General features: G+C 30.5%; 18 protein-coding genes. 9 read left to right on the forward strand and 9 right to left on the reverse strand.

What is annotated here, in order from left to right:
- Positions 1-22 precede the first annotated feature (22 nt).
- The gene (locus RCG18_RS00400; protein ID WP_308039473.1) at positions 23-271 is read right to left on the reverse strand and encodes a hypothetical protein; all 249 of its coding nucleotides are present in this window, start codon (positions 269-271) and stop codon (positions 23-25) included.
- A 142-nt stretch (positions 272-413) separates the two neighbouring features.
- Here RCG18_RS00400 and RCG18_RS00405 point away from each other — a divergent pair, with 142 nt between their 5' ends.
- Entirely contained in the window at positions 414-548 is a 135-nt protein-coding gene (locus RCG18_RS00405) for a hypothetical protein (RefSeq protein WP_308039474.1), read from the forward strand.
- A 98-nt stretch (positions 549-646) separates the two neighbouring features.
- Here RCG18_RS00405 and glyA read toward each other — a convergent pair whose 3' ends face one another.
- Complete coding sequence (gene glyA / locus RCG18_RS00410) at positions 647-1,882, reverse strand: serine hydroxymethyltransferase (RefSeq protein ID WP_308039475.1); 1,236 nt, start codon at positions 1,880-1,882, stop codon at positions 647-649.
- Between the two features lie 261 nt (positions 1,883-2,143).
- On the opposite strand from glyA, the gene RCG18_RS00415 reads away from it, so the two are divergent.
- Positions 2,144-2,917: a threonine/serine exporter family protein gene (locus tag RCG18_RS00415; protein WP_308039476.1), complete on the forward strand. Its 774-nt coding sequence runs from the start codon at positions 2,144-2,146 to the stop codon at positions 2,915-2,917.
- A complete protein-coding gene (locus tag RCG18_RS00420) occupies positions 2,914-3,372 on the forward strand; it encodes a threonine/serine exporter family protein (RefSeq protein WP_308039477.1) in 459 nt (152 codons plus the stop codon). The genes RCG18_RS00415 and RCG18_RS00420 overlap by 4 nt, the downstream gene beginning before the upstream one ends.
- Positions 3,373-3,477: 105 nt before the next feature.
- Here RCG18_RS00420 and RCG18_RS00425 read toward each other — a convergent pair whose 3' ends face one another.
- Positions 3,478-3,753 carry a metal-sensitive transcriptional regulator gene (locus tag RCG18_RS00425; protein WP_308039478.1) on the reverse strand — a complete coding sequence of 92 codons (276 nt, stop codon included), beginning with the start codon at positions 3,751-3,753 and terminating at the stop codon, positions 3,478-3,480.
- 218 nt (positions 3,754-3,971) lie between these two features.
- Positions 3,972-4,802 (reverse strand): Cof-type HAD-IIB family hydrolase, encoded by an 831-nt coding sequence (locus tag RCG18_RS00430; protein WP_308039479.1) that lies wholly within the window; start codon positions 4,800-4,802, stop codon positions 3,972-3,974.
- A 139-nt stretch (positions 4,803-4,941) separates the two neighbouring features.
- On the opposite strand from RCG18_RS00430, the gene RCG18_RS00435 reads away from it, so the two are divergent.
- Both RCG18_RS00435 and RCG18_RS00440 read left to right on the forward strand, forming a co-directional pair.
- Positions 4,942-5,415 (forward strand): DUF4883 family protein, encoded by a 474-nt coding sequence (locus RCG18_RS00435; protein ID WP_308039480.1) that lies wholly within the window; start codon positions 4,942-4,944, stop codon positions 5,413-5,415.
- Between the two features lie 202 nt (positions 5,416-5,617).
- On the forward strand, positions 5,618-6,295 hold the full coding sequence (locus tag RCG18_RS00440; protein WP_308039481.1) for a DUF4397 domain-containing protein: 678 nt from the start codon (positions 5,618-5,620) through the stop codon (positions 6,293-6,295).
- Positions 6,296-6,349: 54 nt separating this feature from the next.
- Here the strand turns inward: RCG18_RS00440 and RCG18_RS00445 are convergent, their stop codons facing one another.
- From RCG18_RS00445 to cax, 3 genes are all read right to left on the reverse strand, one after another.
- Positions 6,350-6,991 carry a lactate utilization protein gene (locus tag RCG18_RS00445; protein ID WP_308039482.1) on the reverse strand — a complete coding sequence of 214 codons (642 nt, stop codon included), beginning with the start codon at positions 6,989-6,991 and terminating at the stop codon, positions 6,350-6,352.
- 432 nt (positions 6,992-7,423) lie between these two features.
- Positions 7,424-7,630: a cold-shock protein gene (locus RCG18_RS00450; RefSeq protein WP_308039483.1), complete on the reverse strand. Its 207-nt coding sequence runs from the start codon at positions 7,628-7,630 to the stop codon at positions 7,424-7,426.
- Positions 7,631-7,808: 178 nt separating this feature from the next.
- A complete protein-coding gene (cax, locus tag RCG18_RS00455; protein WP_308041933.1) occupies positions 7,809-8,849 on the reverse strand; it encodes a calcium/proton exchanger in 1,041 nt (346 codons plus the stop codon).
- Between the two features lie 371 nt (positions 8,850-9,220).
- Here cax and RCG18_RS00460 point away from each other — a divergent pair, with 371 nt between their 5' ends.
- From RCG18_RS00460 to RCG18_RS28920, 4 genes are all read left to right on the forward strand, one after another.
- Positions 9,221-9,604 (forward strand): NusG domain II-containing protein, encoded by a 384-nt coding sequence (locus RCG18_RS00460; protein ID WP_308039484.1) that lies wholly within the window; start codon positions 9,221-9,223, stop codon positions 9,602-9,604.
- An 89-nt stretch (positions 9,605-9,693) separates the two neighbouring features.
- On the forward strand, positions 9,694-10,206 hold the full coding sequence (locus RCG18_RS00465) for a Gx transporter family protein (protein WP_308039485.1): 513 nt from the start codon (positions 9,694-9,696) through the stop codon (positions 10,204-10,206).
- Positions 10,207-10,621: 415 nt separating this feature from the next.
- Complete coding sequence (locus RCG18_RS00470) at positions 10,622-11,245, forward strand: ATP-binding cassette domain-containing protein (RefSeq protein ID WP_308039486.1); 624 nt, start codon at positions 10,622-10,624, stop codon at positions 11,243-11,245.
- Positions 11,246-11,259: 14 nt separating this feature from the next.
- Positions 11,260-11,436, forward strand: a complete 177-nt coding sequence (locus RCG18_RS28920; protein WP_374119109.1) for a hypothetical protein — start codon at positions 11,260-11,262, stop codon at positions 11,434-11,436.
- A 347-nt stretch (positions 11,437-11,783) separates the two neighbouring features.
- On the opposite strand, the gene RCG18_RS00475 is transcribed toward RCG18_RS28920, so the two are convergent.
- Both RCG18_RS00475 and rnfB read right to left on the reverse strand, forming a co-directional pair.
- Positions 11,784-13,034, reverse strand: coding sequence for a sodium:proton antiporter (locus RCG18_RS00475; protein ID WP_308039487.1), 1,251 nt, complete (start codon positions 13,032-13,034; stop codon positions 11,784-11,786).
- Between the two features lie 338 nt (positions 13,035-13,372).
- Positions 13,373-14,269, reverse strand: coding sequence for an RnfABCDGE type electron transport complex subunit B (gene rnfB / locus RCG18_RS00480; RefSeq protein ID WP_308039489.1), 897 nt, complete (start codon positions 14,267-14,269; stop codon positions 13,373-13,375).
- Positions 14,270-14,282: the final 13 nt, after the last annotated feature.

The following is a 14,282-nucleotide window of genomic DNA, read 5'->3' on the forward strand; positions in this document are numbered from 1 at the left end:
ATATGCTCCTTGATAAGTTCTGCTAATTATTGATTTTTCCAATCATAAATATTTCTTTAGCATCTTTACCTAAATTACGAACATTATTATATAATGGTTTGTCCTTTGAAACTACACCTTTTACTACATGTCCGCTAACAGTTTTAATTTCCACTTCTTCTCCTACTTCACAATTCTCTAAACAGCACCCTCTAATATAAACTTTAAAAGAGTGATCTCCATTGCCGTGATCTATTTCTTCGATTTCAATCCAACTTCCTCTTTTTATCATTAAAATCCCCCCCACTTTCTCATCCTAAAATTAATTTACTTTTATAAATTATATGCAATATAATTTGTAAATATATTTATATTTTTAAAAATGGGGATAATAATCCTAAAATATTAATCTTTAAACAAGGAGGAACATAACAATGAATAGTGATTGCAGAAACGCTAATAACCCTATAGGTAATGGAATGGAGAATAGCAGCGGCGTACAAAAAGATGATAAAAATATAAAACGTAAGAAAGCTAGTTTTTTCTTTGTTTTTGTCACAATAGTTTGAGGAGGCATCGCGCTAGTGGAACTAGCATCAGTAATCATAGGTGCATTAAGAATATGAATAAACCCTGCCCAGTTTATCCACTGAGTAGGGTTTTGTTTTTAGTTATATATTGGATATCTACTACATAGTTGATTTACTTCTTCTTTAATGTTAGATAAGTCTTTGTCTCTGTTCTCTATCGTATAATTTATAAAGTAGGCTATCTTTTTCATTTCATCTTCTTTAAATCCCCTTGTAGTAACAGCCGGGGTTCCTAATCTTATACCGCTAGTAACATTTGGACTTAGCTTATCAAATGGTATTGCATTTTTGTTTACCGTGATTCCTACACTGTCTAAAAGTATTTCCGCGTCTTTTCCCGTTATGTTTTTACTTGTTAGATCAACTAAAATTAAGTGATTGTCCGTACCACCTGTAACTAGTCTGAACCCATATTTAATTAATTCTTCCCCTAAAACCTTGCAGTTTATAATTACTTGATTAATATAATCTTTATATTCATCACTTAATGCTTCTTTAAAACATACTGCTTTAGCAGCAATAGTATGCATTAATGGACCACCTTGAATGCCTGGAAAAATAGTTTTATCTAAGTCCTTCCCATACTTTTCCTTACATAAAATAGCTCCCCCTCTTGGTCCTCTTAAAGTTTTATGTGTTGTAGTTGTCACAAAATCTGCATAAGGAACTGGCGATATATGTCTTCCTGCAGCTACAAGTCCAGCTATATGAGCCATATCTACCATCATATAGGCTCCAACCTCATCACAAATCTCCTTAATTCTTTTAAAATCTATTTCTCTCGGATAAGCACTCGCTCCAGACACTATCATCCTAGGCTTGTACTTCAAAGCCAAGTTTCGCATTTCTTCGTAGTCTATTTTTTCTGATTGCTCATTTACTCCGTAAGATATAAAGTTATAAAGTTTACCAGAAAAGCTAACGCTGCTTCCATGGGTCAAATGGCCACCATGAGCTAGATTCATGCCTAAAACTGTATCTCCAGGCTCAAGAACAGTCATATATACTGCCATGTTCGCTTGTGAACCTGAATGGGGCTGCACATTTACATATTCTGCGTTAAACAATTTTTTAAGTCTTTCTCTAGCTAGGTTTTCTGCTATATCCACAACATGACATCCACCATAGTATCTTTTTCCTGGGTAACCCTCTGCATATTTGTTAGTTAGAAATGAACCCATAGCTTCCATAACCGATTTACTAGTAAAATTTTCTGAGGCTATAAGTTCTATTCCATTCTCCTGTCTCAACTCTTCTTTCATTATGTTTTCATAAATTTCCTTGTCAGCATTTTTTAAATTTTCAAAATTCAAATTACACACCTCTCCCCTTTTTTCAAATTTTAAGTGGTAAAATTGATTTTAGCACTGAAAACAAGCAATTATTAAAAGTTCTTTAATTATATTATAAATCTTTCTTGTCATTTTATCAATATTTAGCAATAAACTTATTTATTTACATATGTAATAAAGCTAATTGTAATGTTAAGGTTAAAGTTTTTTAAAACTAATATATGTAAGTTTTACTTTATGTTATAATACTTTATATAATTTTTAATATAAGGGGAATGATCAATGGATTATAACAGAATAATAAACATAGCTACATATGCTGGTAAAATAATGTTAGAAAGTGGAGCCGAAATATATAGAGTTGAAGAAACTATGGTAAGAATTTGCAGCGCATGGAATATTCATAGTTTAGATACCTTTGTAACCCCAACTGTAATAATGGTTTCCGCTTCAACTACATATGGGCAACCTATATCTATCGTTAAAAGAATAAAGAAAAGAACAGTTAACTTAGAAAAAATATCACAAGTGAATGATATTTCTAGAAACATGAAAAGTAAAGCTCTAACACTGGATGATATCGAAAGCAAGTTATCTAAAATAGAATCATCAAAAGCTTATAGTGATAGATTAAATATAGTTCTTTCAGGAGTAGCTGCAGCCTTTTTTTCACTGGTATTTGGCGGAAATCTAAGAGACTTTTTTGTGTCATTCTTTATAGGGTGCGGTATTAGATTTATATCCTTGAACTTAAGTAATTTATCTGCAAATGATTTCTTTATAAATATATTATGTGGTTCTTTTACAGCCATAGTGGCTTTAACATCTACATATTTAAATATAGGTTCTCATTCAGATAAGATAATAATAGGTTCAATTATGCTCCTTGTACCCGGCCTTGCAATAACGAATGCAATAAGAGACACTATAGCCGGAGACTTACTTGCTGGAATTTCTCGTGCCGTAGAGGCGTTTTTAATTGCCGTTGGTATTGCTTTGGGTACTGGAGTTGTCTTAAAGTTTTGGCTTGTTTATTTTGGAGGTGTAAAACTATGATTTTAAGTTCTATATATACACTTATTGCTACACTATGCTTTTCAGTCATATTTAATATAAGAGGGAAAAACTTGGTATTTGCGGCTTTAGGCGGCGGCTTAAGTTGGTTCATTTACCTGCTTGCCTCTTCTCATTTAAGCGAATATAGTATTTTACCTTTTTTTATCTCCTCAGTAGTTGCTTCAGTGTATTCGGAGATAATGGCACGTGTCTTAAAAACTCCTGTAACTACTTTTATAATATGTGCAATTATACCTCTTGTACCTGGCGGCGGAATGTATAACACTATGTTTCAGTCTATACAAGGAAATTTAAATGAATCACTAACCTTAGCGTTACAAACTTTATCTATTGCTGGAGCAGTGGCTATAGGAGTATTTTTCGTTTATTCTACATCAAAATTATTATTTTTGGCTAAAAGAAGCTTTAAAATGAGAGTAAAAAAGTATCTGTAATACTTTTATTAAAAAGTTTTCCTAATTGAAACTTTTTAACTTTATATATAAAACATTATAGGGTTACAAGACGATCAGTTAACTAACTGTCTTGTAACCCTATGCTTATTTCAAAAACATTGTAAGTGTTGAAACTAATTCTTCTAAGTTTTTTATTTCTTCTTGATTTTCCGAATCATGTCCAAAACATCTCTTTGCATAGTTTTCTAGTACGATTGCTCCTACCTTGTTAATGGCAGCTCTTGCCGCTGCAACTTGAATTAGTATCTCTTTACAACAAGCTTCATTATCCACCATTTTTTCAATGCCTTTGATTTGACCTTCTATTCTTCTTAATCTCGTTTGTATATCTTTTTTCGTTACTATACTCTTATCCTCCATAAATACCCACTCCTAATTATCATGAATTTTAAATACCTATACCCCGTATTTTAAAATTATACCATCTTTATTATTGACTATCAATAAATTCTTTATCCATATAAAAGAGATACGCAATAATACATATCTCTTTCAACAATATTTTTTTCTAACTATTTAAAGCATCTTCAAAAAATAACTAGTCAGCCTGCTAGTCTATTTTGACTTGTTATTTTCTTTCAGATGCCTAATATAAATTTTTGTATAACTTCTGCTATAGCATCATTATTATTATCTTTTTCAGTTATGTAGTCGGCATATCTTTTTATGCTGTCCCTTGCATTATTAACTGCAACACCTAAGCCTGCACAATCTATCATACTTATATCATTTTCATCATTGCCGATGGCAATACACTCTTCTATAGGTATACCATAATCATTAGCTAATATTTTAAGAGCGTTTCCCTTAGATACCCCTTTACTAAGTATCTCTATATTATTTATTTCTGACTTTGTAGTCTCTATCCCTATTATGCCGTCTATTCTTTTTCTTAGTTCATCCAAATATTCTATGTCATCATCAATAACAACAATCTTATTAATATCAAACTCAGCTTTTTCTACAACCTCTTTCGCATCAGGTACTAACCTTATTTCAACTCTAAACTCCCTATCTATTTCTCTATTAAAATTATAAAATCTTTCTGTTGCAAATCTAAATTGCTCACTATAAATAGCACTTTCATCATAAAAATGAAAGTATGTATCCTTTTTTTCCCTTATCACATCTATAACTCTTAAAATACTTTTTTTATCAATTGATTTAGAATAAATTATCTCTTTATTCTCATCCAATATTATAGCTCCATTACAACAAATCATTGGCTGTTTTTTTGATACAGTATTCCCATAAAACTTTAGCCCTGAAGGTATTCTTCCAGAAGATATGACAAATTTAACTCCTTCATTAACAGCTTTACTTATCATATCTAGATTAATATCTGTTATATGCTTATCGTCATTTAATAAAGTTCCATCCATATCTACAGCTATAATTTTATATTTCAATAATATCACTCCTATATTGTTGTAGTATTCGTTATATAAATCTACAGCAAATATTTTTTTAACTTTAACTATCTATGTAATAAATAATCAAATATTAACATAATGTAATTTAGAATTAATTTATATTAGGGTGGTGTAATTGAAAAAAATACTAATTCCCCTTTGCACTTTATTTATTATATCTATTTTATTTGTAGGGTGCAATTATAATTTTAGTAATATTAGTTTTAATAAAACTAAACCAAATAATTTTTATTATACAAATATTTTAGCTAAAAACTTTGCGCTAGAGCCATCTGCAAAATGTGTAATATTGGATACAAACTTTTATAAGGAAAAAGAGCTATCCAAAGAAAATCTTGATACAGTAAACTCTATGCTAAAGGCTCTAAACAAGAACAATTTTATCTCCAAACCTAAAGACATTACTGAAAAACCTGTATATAAAATGTTTTTTACCTTTAACAAAGAAAAGCTTGTAATTAATGTTTATAGTGAAAAATATTTATCAGTATATCCATGGGACGGCAATTATCCAATGGATTATATAGATATGAGCAGTCTTCCCACCTCATTAAACTTATATAATCTTTGTAAATTTATGTTTAACTAAATAATTTTTTAAGTAAAAATTTACGCTAGGTACCACCCTAAAACTTTTTAAAAAGTAATACAGGGTATATCTAGCGTAATTTTATATAATAATTAACAAATTTCTCTTTATATAAACCATAAGACTTCATCAGTATATATATTTTTACTAAATACAAACTAAATATTGTATCATATATCTAAAACTAACATACATTGTTATTATGATTAATTTTATAAAAGGTGTTCAAATGTTTATATGTCCTTATGTTTTTAGATCCAATATTCTATTTAGAAATCCTACATCTTATATAAGGGTGCTACACGCTAGTCCCGGTTCCCCTGCTGTAGACATATATTTAAATGATACTTTAACCTTTAGAGGACTTGCTTATAAAGGCTTTACAGACTATACACCTATAGCTTCTGGTTTATACAACATAAAAGTATACCCTACCGGCAATACAACACATCCTTTAATAGATACTCGCTTATTTATACCTGATGGAATCATTTATACTATTGCTATAATAGGAACTACTCCAAATATCAGTCTGCAAACAATCGAAGATACACGCAGACCAATAATAGAAGGTAAAACCTTATTGAGATTTGCCCATTTGTCACCAGATACTCCTAATTTAGATATAACCTTACCTGACGGTACTGTATTATCTAATAATATTGGATATAAACAAGTTACGAGATATATTCCTATAAATCCTGGTCTATACAGGGTACAGGCACGTTTAGCTGGAACAAATCAAGTAATTTTAGAAGTGCCTAATATTAATTTGTTTCCTAATAGATTCTACACAATATATGCAGTAGGTCTTAGCTCAGGTAATCCTCCTCTTCAAGTTTTAATACCACTAGATGGAAATAGTTATCTAACTCCTTAGTTTTGAAAGTCTTTTAAACTAATTTAAAAGGGCTTGGTTAAACCAGGCCCTCTATTAATATCCTAAATCTTTTGCTACAATTATTACTTTAATTCTTCCTTTTTGACCTTGTTTCCTAATAAGTACATAGTCATTGCATATTCTTTCTGGGCTATCACACTCCATACAGTATCCTACCTTTGTACACGGAGTTTTCCTATTGAGACGTTTTGTATTTGCAGGAGCTGCGCAATATTTCATGCGATTATCTGCTTCTTGTATGTCTTTTACAATTTTATTCACTCCTACTATTACAATTACCTTATCTGGACCATAAAGCATTGCCGCTACTCTATTTCCATTACCATCAACATTGTATAATTCGCCACTTTCAGTTATGGCATTACTGCTTACAAAATAGGCATCCGCACCAAAACTTTTTCTATGAATTTTCTTTATCTGCTCGCCGGTTAGTCCTGGTGCATATCTATCTAGAAAATTATATTTTCCATTTCTTAAAAAATCAATAACTCCTGTTTCAAAAAGAGTCATCGACCCTCCAACTGAAACAGTATCACCTTCTTTTATAAATTCAGCAACTTTGTCTATTACTGCCTTTTCATCTGGAACATAATATGTCTCCATATTATTTTTCTCAAGGCTCTCAATAGTTCTCTTTATTCTCATATCCATTACATATTTAATATTATTATCCATATCTATTCCCCCCACAAATTTCATATAAACAGAATTCTTGGCTTCAGGTGGAGTTTTGACTCCATCTGAAGCTTAGAAGTCGTTATCCAGGGACATAACCGCTCTTTACTCCCACTTTGAGAAGATGGGAGTATTAGAGCGGGTAAGTCATCGGATAAAACAACTAATTGCCACTAGTAAGATATTATCATAAAAGTGACTATAGGTCTCACTTTATAGTATAAAAAACTAAAGCTACTTTTTCAATGAAAAGTTAAAAATTTACAGTTGGCAGTGAGGGTAAGTTTTCTAACTTACCTTCACTGTCAATTGTCACCTAATAAAAAAGATGCCTAATAAAAAGACATCCTCTTATCCTCTCTATATAACGTTTTCCAATCTTTAAAACAAGGCTTTAACCTTACTCTAAAGCTACAAACACTTCCTTAATATCTATGATTTATGTACATTAGTTGCTTGTGGTCCTTTTGGTGTTTCAATTATATCATAACTAACTTGTTGCCCTTCACTTAAATCTTTTCTTCTTCCTTCTTCTTTTATAGCAGAAAAATGAACAAAAACATCACCGGATCCATCATCCCCTGTAATAAATCCAAACCCTTTTTCATCATTAAACCATTTTACTATACCTGTTGACATTAACCTTCTCCTTTCTTCTTATATTTACCAACTTGCAAGAAAAAGTTTTACGCTTATTTTTCATACTTTTTCTTTAATTAAACAATTAAAATCCTTAAGCCCTATATTTAATAGTTGGCACCAAAATATGTGATTTATTTTTATTATTTACATTATTCTTATATTAATACAGTAAGTTTTAAATTAAAAAGGAAATTGCAATTATAATATACACCGCTATTAACTGGATTCCTTCGAGCCAATTAGATTCTCCATCACTAGCTACTCTGTTTACAATAAGAACTGATACTATTAGTGCTACCATTTCAAATTCATTGAATATAATACTCATTGGTTTAAACAGGAGGCTTATGAATACCAATACTGGCGCAACAAATAAAATTATCTGCAAACTTGATCCTACCGCTATTTCTACTGCTACATCCATTTTATTCTTAAGCGCCATAAGTATTGCAGTACTATGCTCTGCTGCATTACCTATAATAGGAATAATAATTATACCTACAAAAAATTTACTTAATCCAAGTGATTCCGTCATTGGTTCCACAGAACTTACTAAATATTCACTTTCTAAAGCAATAGCTATAGTACACACTAATAAAATAATTACAGACTTTGAAATACTCCATTTTGGCTCTGATTCATCTGCATGCTCTGATCCATACAAATCTTTATGAGTATAAAAAGAAAAATAAAGACCCAATAAATATATTATAAACATTGCCAAAGCAACACCTATACTAAGCCATTCATACTTTCCTGTAAGAAGCTCTATATTTACTGTATGAGTAAATATAGCAGGAATACTTAATCCTATAACCGCAAATAGAAGCATACTTGCGGAAACTTCTACTATGCTTTTGTTAAACTTTTGAACCTTATATTTAAGTCCTCCAAAGAACATACTTGCACCTAATACTAGCAAAATATTCCCTATAACGGAACCTGCTATAGAGGCTTTTACCACATCAAAAAGGCCCTCTTTCAACGCAAAGAAAGATATTATAAGCTCAGTAGCATTCCCAAAGGTTGCATTCAAGAATCCTCCTATCCTAGGTCCTGAATACATTGATATTTCCTCTGTTGCTTCCCCCATCAATCCTGCAAGAGGTATTATAGCTAAAGATGAAAATATAAAAATCCACATAGGGTTCATTTTCATAAATTCAGCCGCTATACTTATAGGTATAAAAACAAGTAAGTATTTTAAAAATTTCATCATCTACACCTCACAAATAATTTCATCTTATATACATCTTTATTATTATCCATAATATTAATGCATTTCTATACACTGAAGTCTTAAGTTCATATTTTCATATTTATTTTACCAGGATACCAACAATTTATAAATGAAAATAATTATAAAGTTCTATTATTTTGTCACTTGAAGTTGTAAACACTTATGTATTATAGTAAAATTTTATATATGTTGACTTTTGTTTATTATATGGTTACTGTCGCAGCTCACAATTATAATATCGTCTTACTTTATTAATGACGGAAACTCCTTTTCGATTCCTCAAAGGAGTAAGCGTTTCACACAAAATCGGAGATTTTGGTTCTCTGCTTATCAGAAAGGATACTAAAATGAAAAAAGGAGATAAAATTGCAGCTATATTAATCACGGGTTTAATCATTTTGAGCTTTATTGGCGTTTTTGCATATAAGCACTATATTAGCGGATCTAGCCGTATAGCCGTAATTGAACAAAATGGTAAAGTAGTTAAAACTATAGATTTAAATAAAATAAAAGAGAAAAGTGAATTTATTCTCCCTTATAACAACGGTCACTTTAATAAGATAGAATTGGAGCCTGGAAAAATTCGCATTATAGATGCAGATTGTCCTGATAAAATTTGTGTCAAAACTGGTTGGATATCAGAGCCAGGGCAAACAGCAGTATGTTTACCACATAAGTTAATGATAAGAATAGAAGGCAAAAACTCATCATATGACCAAATATCTAGCTAAATTTAAATTGTTTTTTAATGATTGTAAGTTACAAATCTAAGAGTTACCTAACAACTTAAAAATTTTTATTAAAGAATTAAGGTGTAAACATGACTAAAACAAAAAGAATGGTATTTTTAAGCTTTTTAGTGAGTATTGCTCTTGTAATCTATATAATTGAAGCCCAAATACCGGTTTTATTTCCAGGTATGAAACTTGGTCTTGCTAATATGATATCACTTGCAGCACTTATATTATTAGGATGGAAAGAAGCTCTGTTAATAATGATTTTAAGAACAACCTTAGGTTCTATATTTGGAGGGACTATGCCATCCTTTATGTTCAGCTTAGCAGGAGGATTTTTAAGTAATATCATAATGATTATTCTCTATAAAAATTTTAAAAATTCTATGAGTATATGGACAATAAGTATATGTGGTGCTGTATTTCATAATATAGGTCAGCTATTTGTAGCCTCAATTGTAGTACAGAATTTTAGAATATATGTATATTTGCCAGTGCTTTTAGTATCAGCAGTACTTACTGGATACTTTATAGGACTTTGTACTAAATTTTTAACCGCTCACATAACTAAAATTTCTATTTTCAAAGAGTTTCAATAACAATAAATATATTATTTTAATTAAAAATAACTTTGATTAATTTCAAGGTTATTTTTTATATCTAATTAAATACAATTCTAAATTTTTGACTAATATTTAACTAACAAATCTTTCTAAAAATAAAAAAATTTATATTATTGAATAATATCTAAATTTTCATAACTTTTTATTTAAAATAAAAATAATTTATAATAAATGGTATTTTTTCATAAAGCCCCGTGTATACCTAGCTTTTTGATTAATAAAATGTTGAAAAAAGAAAAACGATTTTTATATAACTGCAGCAATATTCACGGAAATTTGATAGAGTTTTCTGATAATTGATGTTAAAATAATAACAATATTATTGTTAAACTTATACCAATATTATAGATATCTTATTGTAAAATAATATTATTATAAGGAAGTGTGTATTATGTTAGAGTTTAAAGTTTTATCAAAGAAAACCATTACTGTGGATATTAAACCTGGTGAATCTTTATTGATTATAAACAAAAAGAAAAAACTATCTCCTAGCAGCCAAGTCACTTTTGAAGGTGAAAATATTATAGATATAGCAACAGAACATGTTAAAAGAATAGATAACTCTTTTATGTCTTTAATCAAAGCCTATTTGACCTCTCTTAATCCTATTAGAACTGTAGGAAAACAGTGTAATGAGGTTATCTCTAATTATACTGGCTTGTCTCTCATAGAATCAGAGGTTAAATTAAAGGAAATCTTGTATAATTTATCTTGTCCTGATACTGATACTTTAATGAAAAAATTTCCTTTTAAACTAGAAGCTTATGAAAAACAAAGATTAATGTTTGCATTGGCCTTTCTAATTAAACCAAAACTTATAATTTTGGATGATACAATTTTTAAAATGGAACCTAAAATAAAATCTTATATATTAAAAGAGCTTGAAAAACTCAGAAAAGAAAATAAGACTAGTCTAATATTTATTTCAAAGAAACTTGATATTGTTAATGAAGGTATAGATATTATTGCAATTATGTATAAAGGTACTGTAATTGAATTTGCAAAAAAGATTTAATTCTAACAGACCCTATTCATCCTTATACAAAGCATCTTCTAAATCATAAGAGTACTTTAGATTTTACGGAAGAACAACCAGAAATTGTTAACTACGTAAAGAACATTAATAATACACCTAAAAACGGCTGTTCTTTCTGTCTAAACTGCAAAAAGCATCATATGACTGTGTATATATGCCACCAAAAATAAAAACCATAGGCATGGAAAGACAGGTAATTTGTAATGGAGCTTAAAGGTAATTATTTCTAAATTTTATCTATAGATAAATACTCTTAAAAATTGACTTATTCTTGGCTAAATACATTGATATACAGGGCTTCTAATGAAGGAATAAGTCAACTTTATGGTTAAGAAATCTATATAGGGTTCCAAGCTAGAAAATTGACTTACACAAAGGACTATGTTTCCGAGCTTCAGACTGACTAAAAGTTTTTAACGGACTGAAGCTCGGAAACATAGCCCGGAGTGTAAGTCAGTTTTCGGCCTTTGAGCCTTATAGATGGAAACTAACTGATCGCTTTTTATCCCTATAGATTCTATTTTTCTTCCTTATAAGCATCAATATCTAGCTTCAACACCTTTGCAAAATACTTAGCTGTACTTGCTTGAACCCCAATAGTAATAATTATAGCCATAGATGTCACTGCTGATATTATATCTGCATGCTGCACTTTCATTGATATGATCATTCCAGCTAGAGCTGCAGGTATAACACCTGTTTCTCTTGTCCACATAAGATAAGCTATTTCTCTAAAGTTCCAAGATGCTTTTCTATCAAGTATGACAGAGAAGAATACAGATACTGGTCTTGCCACAAATATGAAGCCAATTACTATAATTAAAGCTCCTCCCCAGTATTTAGATAGAATACTAAAGTTCATTTGAATGCCTAGTAGTACGAATATCATTATTCTTAATATAGAGATAAGTACTTCTTTAAATTTTAAGTGTAAATCATAGGATTCTTTTTCTATAGCTGAAAGTTTACATGCTTCTTTATTGCCACAGACCATACCAATTATAAAAACTGCCATAAATCCACTGAATCCCATATGAGCTGCAGTAAAATAAGCTAAAAGTACTGCAACTACGGCAATTTCTCCTGCATATCCTTTTAATAAACCAAATTTACTTTCAGATACTAATAATGTTGCTATGTATCCAATAATACCTCCAACCATTACACCACCACCAGCTTCTTTTAACAAATCAATGATGCTGTGGCTTAGTGAGAAAGAACCTCCAGAGATTATGCCTATAATCGCAAAGGTTATTATTGCTCCAGCTGCATCATTAAATGCTGATTCTGATATAATTGTTTGCTTAAGCTTAGGACTTATATTCATATTCTTAAATAATGGTACAAGTACTGATGGATCAGTAGATGCAATAACAGACCCTAAAAGTACAGCATACATAAAGTCAATATGAAGTACCTTATAAGCAAAAAATCCTGTTACAAAAGTTGATATTAGCACACCTGCGGTAGCTAACATTCCTACTGACAACTTAACTTCATTTAATACTTTAAGACTAATCTCTCTACCGCCATCATACAATATATATGATGCTCCAAACACTAATATAAGTTGATTAGCCACAGGATATTGATTAAAATTTACTAAATTTAAAACAGAAGGCCCAATTATTATACCTGCTACTATAAAAAACACTACATCTGGCATATGTACCTTCTTCCCTATTTTAGCAAATACAACACCTGAAAATATAATTAAAGCCAGCAACTTCATTAGATTTTCCGTTATTAATACCACGTTTCCTTCCACTATACCACACTCCATCGCAGTTATTATTCCTATGAGTTGTCATCATATTCACTATAACTTAATTTTACATATATATTTATCTTTTATCCAATTTAGTTTAATTTTAGAATTACTGCTGTCTGTTTAAAATTCATTATATCATAGCAACTTTTCTTTTGTAACTATAGATTATGTCATACTAGGCATGTATAAAGACTATTATATGCCGAGATATAGTTAATACTATATGAATATCTTCTACAAATATAAGTTTTTTAGCGATAAAAAAATTTACTAATACATAAATTTATAATTATAAATTTACGCATTAGTAAATAATACATACATTAATATCTAAATTATTTGTCGCACTTGTTGCACTCACCACAGCTATCGCAACCTGAAGAATTCGCTGCAACTTCCTGCTTACTTGCTATTATAGCTGCTGCTCCTACTCTTTCTTGTATAGCTTTTGTCGGACACTTAGCTATACATGTAGGTTCAGTACACTTCTCATAGCATATATGAGAATCAACTACTGCTAAATTATTTTCGATTTTGATTGCACCATGTGGACAGTTTTTGCCGCATATTCCACATCCTAAACAAGATACTGTACAAACCTTACGAGCCTGTGCTCCCTTATCTTTTGAGTTACAGTTTACATTTACATGTGCTCCAGCAGGCACCATATCTATAACTTTCTTAGGACAAATAGTTTCACATTTTCCACAACCTGTACACTTATTTAAGTTAACTATTGGCAGACCATTTTCTCCCATTGATAGAGCATCAAATGGACATGCTTTTGCACAGTTTCCAAAACCAAGACATCCATTTTGACATCCTTTTTGTCCACCTTGCATTAAACTTGCTGCAAAGCAATCTTGTATACCTTCGTAGTTATATACCTTAGCTGCTTTATCTATTGATCCTGCACATTTTACATGAGCAACTCTTGGCTCCATTTCTGGAGCAGATTTACCTGTTAGCTCTCCTACTATTTTCGCTACTGGAGCTTTACCAGGAGCACAAAGATTTGGAGGTACATCTGGATTTAAAACTACTGCTTCAGCATAAGCCAAACAACCTGCATATCCACAAGCACCACATTGACCCTTTGGAAGAGCATCCTCAACTATATGAATAAGTGGGTTAACCTCAACAGCAAATTTTTTATTAGCATATGCTAAAACCAAACCAAACACTAGACCAACAAGTGTCATTACAATTAAAACCATTATTGCAGTATTCATTTATCCCTCAGCT

This window comes from Clostridium sp. OS1-26, from assembly GCF_030915445.1.
Lineage (GTDB): Bacteria > Bacillota > Clostridia > Clostridiales > Clostridiaceae > Clostridium_AM.

What these genes read in the sequence shown, in the direction of transcription:
- RCG18_RS00450 (WP_308039483.1), bottom strand. Translation starts at nt 7,630, where the DNA reads ATGTCAACAGGTATAGTAAAATGGTTTAATGATGAAAAAGGGTTTGGA.
- cax (WP_308041933.1), bottom strand. Translation starts at nt 8,849, where the DNA reads ATGAAATTTTTAAAATACTTACTTGTTTTTATACCTATAAGTATAGCG.
- RCG18_RS00470 (WP_308039486.1), top strand. Translation starts at nt 10,622, where the DNA reads ATGTTAGAGTTTAAAGTTTTATCAAAGAAAACCATTACTGTGGATATT.
- RCG18_RS00405 (WP_308039474.1), top strand. Translation starts at nt 414, where the DNA reads ATGAATAGTGATTGCAGAAACGCTAATAACCCTATAGGTAATGGAATG.
- RCG18_RS00465 (WP_308039485.1), top strand. Translation starts at nt 9,694, where the DNA reads ATGACTAAAACAAAAAGAATGGTATTTTTAAGCTTTTTAGTGAGTATT.
- RCG18_RS00460 (WP_308039484.1), top strand. Translation starts at nt 9,221, where the DNA reads ATGAAAAAAGGAGATAAAATTGCAGCTATATTAATCACGGGTTTAATC.
- RCG18_RS00440 (WP_308039481.1), top strand. Translation starts at nt 5,618, where the DNA reads ATGATTAATTTTATAAAAGGTGTTCAAATGTTTATATGTCCTTATGTT.
- RCG18_RS00425 (WP_308039478.1), bottom strand. Translation starts at nt 3,753, where the DNA reads ATGGAGGATAAGAGTATAGTAACGAAAAAAGATATACAAACGAGATTA.
- rnfB (WP_308039489.1), bottom strand. Translation starts at nt 14,269, where the DNA reads ATGAATACTGCAATAATGGTTTTAATTGTAATGACACTTGTTGGTCTA.
- RCG18_RS00415 (WP_308039476.1), top strand. Translation starts at nt 2,144, where the DNA reads ATGGATTATAACAGAATAATAAACATAGCTACATATGCTGGTAAAATA.
- RCG18_RS00400 (WP_308039473.1), bottom strand. Translation starts at nt 271, where the DNA reads ATGATAAAAAGAGGAAGTTGGATTGAAATCGAAGAAATAGATCACGGC.
- RCG18_RS00420 (WP_308039477.1), top strand. Translation starts at nt 2,914, where the DNA reads ATGATTTTAAGTTCTATATATACACTTATTGCTACACTATGCTTTTCA.
- RCG18_RS00445 (WP_308039482.1), bottom strand. Translation starts at nt 6,991, where the DNA reads ATGGATAATAATATTAAATATGTAATGGATATGAGAATAAAGAGAACT.